Annotated in this window: 4 protein-coding genes; all 4 read left to right on the top strand. The window is 53.1% G+C overall.

The window, feature by feature from the left end:
• Positions 1-341, top strand: a 341-nt coding sequence (locus tag D6694_13465; protein ID RMH37108.1) for a 3-dehydroquinate synthase, incomplete at its 5' end; no start/stop codon positions are given.
• 46 nt (positions 342-387) lie between these two features.
• Entirely contained in the window at positions 388-1,872 is a 1,485-nt protein-coding gene (locus tag D6694_13460) for a hypothetical protein (GenBank protein RMH37107.1), read from the top strand.
• A gap of 78 nt (positions 1,873-1,950) precedes the next feature.
• A complete protein-coding gene (locus D6694_13455; GenBank protein RMH37106.1) occupies positions 1,951-3,012 on the top strand; it encodes a uroporphyrinogen decarboxylase in 1,062 nt (353 codons plus the stop codon).
• Positions 3,013-3,022: 10 nt separating this feature from the next.
• Positions 3,023-3,304, top strand: a 282-nt coding sequence (locus D6694_13450; protein ID RMH37105.1) for a coniferyl-aldehyde dehydrogenase, incomplete at its 3' end; no start/stop codon positions are given.

Here is a 3,304-nt window from a genome sequence, read left to right as displayed (position 1 = left end):
CGGTTGGGCACGCGCTTGAAGCGGCCACTGGGTATACCGAGTTCTTGCATGGAGAAGCAGTTGCCGTTGGTTTGATCGCAGAGTTGTCTGTGGCTGAATTGGCGTTGTCTGTGAGCCTTCCCATCGAACGTGTGCGACGGCTTCTGAAAGCCTTTGGCTTACCAACTGCATGGAATGGAGAGGTGTCCAAGTTGGTGCCTTTTATGTATAAAGATAAAAAGAACCATGGCGGTGATGTCTATTTCGTCTTATGCGAAGAGATCGCGCGGGCAACATGTCGCCCCGTGCCCTTGGATGACAATACACTGCACGCCATTGAGCGAGCTATTCAGCCATCCTGACGGGGTGGGGGTTGCATAATCGGCTTTAAATTCGGGAGGGACGAACGTGCCGGAAGAACAACAAAGATCGCAAAGGCCAGTCGAACCATTCCTATCCAGAGGCTTTGTGGCGACGGCGGATGAATTGCTCACCTTGTCGCATTTTGGTCCTAGCGTCATTATTGTGAATGGGCCTGTGGGGGCTGGAAAAACGCGATTGTTTGAGTACCTTGCGTCCATCGGGGATGACACTCGGCTGATTCGCATCGACGCAAGCCTTGAACTATCTGACACACAGATACTCGCCGCGATTTTGCAGCAATTAAACCGTTACGATGCCACCATCGATGTCGCCCAAGTGAGAAAACTTTTGCGACATGCGGCCCTTGCCAAACCAACCGCGATACTGGTAGATGGGGCAGAGCAATTGACAGCTCGACAATTTGAAATGCTTTGTGACCTCGTGGCCCCGCTGGCAGCACATCCAGAGCATGGCTTGCGCTTGCTTCTGCTGACAGCCGTCCCCTCAGAAAAGTTACCCTGGCCAACTGATGTCCAACAAGAGGCGATTCAGCAGTACCGCCTCGTGCCTTTGCAAGAGGACGAGCTGGCGCCCTTTTTGGCCCATGTGTTGGCATTGCCGGTGGAGGCTGTACACAACACCTATGGAACACGCATGCTTCGCCAGCTTTATCTTGATTCGGGCGGTTGGCCAGGGAAAATTTTAGCGCTGCTAGAAAGCAAGGCATTAGCATCGGCGTCGAATCAGGCAAGATTGCCCCGACAGTGGCTCATAGGGCTTGGTGTTGTCTTCATCCTTGCCGGAGCGACAAGTTCTCTCTGGTGGCCCTTCATCGGAACTTCCGGGGTTGAGATTGAGAAAACACAGCCCCCAATTCACTCAACCAAGGTCGTGCGCCGAACAACTGAAGCGAGCGACCACAGTGGGGGGCGATTGACGGACGATTCGACAGGGGATCAAGAGATTCCCTCAGAGGAAATATCGGAGACGCAACCCAAGAAAGAGCCAACGTCCGAAATTGGACAAGCATTTGATGCCGATATGCCGCCGACACTGGAGACAAAACCAGAGAGTGAAACGCAACATGAGATCGTTAAGCCGGTTTCAGAAGACGTTTCGAAAATGGAAACGATAAGCGAGTCGCAAGCCAAAGAAAGTGATGAGATGCCGACGACGACGGCAGCTGAGGCGCAACCGGAGCCAAAGGCCCCAGCCTACAGTGAAGATGAAACGTGGTTATTGTCACAGTCGCCAGATCGATTTGTATTGCAGCTCACCGGTTTGAGTCATGAAGCCGACATGGTGGCTTTGGTACGCTCGCTGCCAAAGGTGCCGGGCAAGTCGTTCCGTTATTACAGAAGTCCATTCGGAAACGGTACCATTTATAAGTTGGTTTTGGCTTCTTTTGCAAACAAAAGCGAAGCCCGGGTTTGGCTTGGCACGAGCGCGCCACAAGCCATTCGGCGTATGAAACCGTGGATAAAATCCATGTCGGTAGTACACACAGAAATACGGCAGGCCGTTAAATAATAGCTTTACCTAAATCAACGCGTTGACCACAAAGTGGGTTAAAATGCGTGACAACACAAAGTAAGAAGAGCCGATTGCATGACTGTCTTGCAAAATGATCGTTACATTCGAGCCGCGCTGAGGCAGCCAGTGGACACAACACCTGTTTGGATGATGCGTCAGGCTGGCCGTTATCTTCCCGAGTATCGGGCTGTGAGAGCTAAAGCGGGCGACTTCATGACGCTTTGCCGCACGCCGGAACTTGCCTGCGAAGTGACATTACAGCCCTTGCGCCGCTATGCCTTGGATGCGGCTATTTTATTTTCGGACATTCTCACCGTCCCGGATGCTATGGGGCTTGGTCTGTACTTTGTCGAGGGGGAAGGCCCTTGTTTTGAACGCCTGGTGCGGACAAAACGCGACATAGCCCGGCTCGGTGTGCCGGATATGGAGGCAGATCTGGGCTATGTGATGGACGCTGTGCGGATGATACGACGCGAATTGTCCGGCAAGGTGCCATTGATTGGGTTTTCGGGAAGTCCGTGGACGCTCGCCACTTATATGATTGAAGGGGGAAGCAGTAAGGAGTTTCGACGCATCAAGGGGATGATGTATCAAGACCCTGATTCACTTCACGCGTTACTGAGTGTCGTAAGCCGAGCCGTCACGGCGTATCTCAATGCCCAGATCGAGGCAGGGGCTCAAGCTGTGATGATTTTTGATACTTGGGGTGGCGTACTCTCACCAGAAACCTACCGTGCCTTCTCACTCGCTTATATGAGGCAAATCGTTGATGGTTTGATGCGAGAAAGGAACGGGCAACGTATTCCGGTGACCTTGTTTACCAAGGGGGCGGGGCCGCTGCTGTCAGAAATGGCAACGGTGGGGGCAGATTGTCTTGGTGTGGATTGGACGACGACACTTGCGCAAGCGCGGAAATGGACAAACGATCAGGTGGCGTTACAAGGCAACCTCGACCCTTGTGTGCTATACGCAACGCCTGACACCATTCGAGCGGAAGTGGCCAAGGTTTTGGCGGACTATGGCGATGGACCAGGGCATATTTTTAACCTAGGACATGGCATTCACCAATATGTTGATCCCGAGGCGCCTAAGGTACTGGTGGATGCAGTCCATGAACTGGGACGGAAAACTGACTGAACTGATACCAATGCAGGCGCTGTTCGACACACTGCATGCGCACTACCGCAAAACACCGTTCCCGGGTGTGCGGGAGCGGCGTCAGTGGTTATTGGCCTTGGAAAGATGTCTGATTCATGAACAAAAAGCCTTCGCCCAGGCCATCGAACAGGATTTTGGTCATCGCGCTGTGTCACATACGCAATTGGTCGACGTGTTACCGAGTGTGCTGGCCGTTCGCCATGCTAAGCGTCATTTGGCCAGATGGATGCGGCCACGTCGTGCGAGGCTCTCCCCTTTATTTTGGCCATCT

This window comes from Gammaproteobacteria bacterium (assembly GCA_003696665.1).
In the GTDB taxonomy this organism is placed as follows: Bacteria; Pseudomonadota; Gammaproteobacteria; order Enterobacterales.
This window is presented reverse-complemented; position numbering and strand designations above follow the sequence as displayed.

Coding starts and splice junctions, on each gene's coding strand:
- D6694_13455 (RMH37106.1), top strand. CDS start 1,951: ATGACTGTCTTGCAAAATGATCGTTACATTCGAGCCGCGCTGAGGCAG.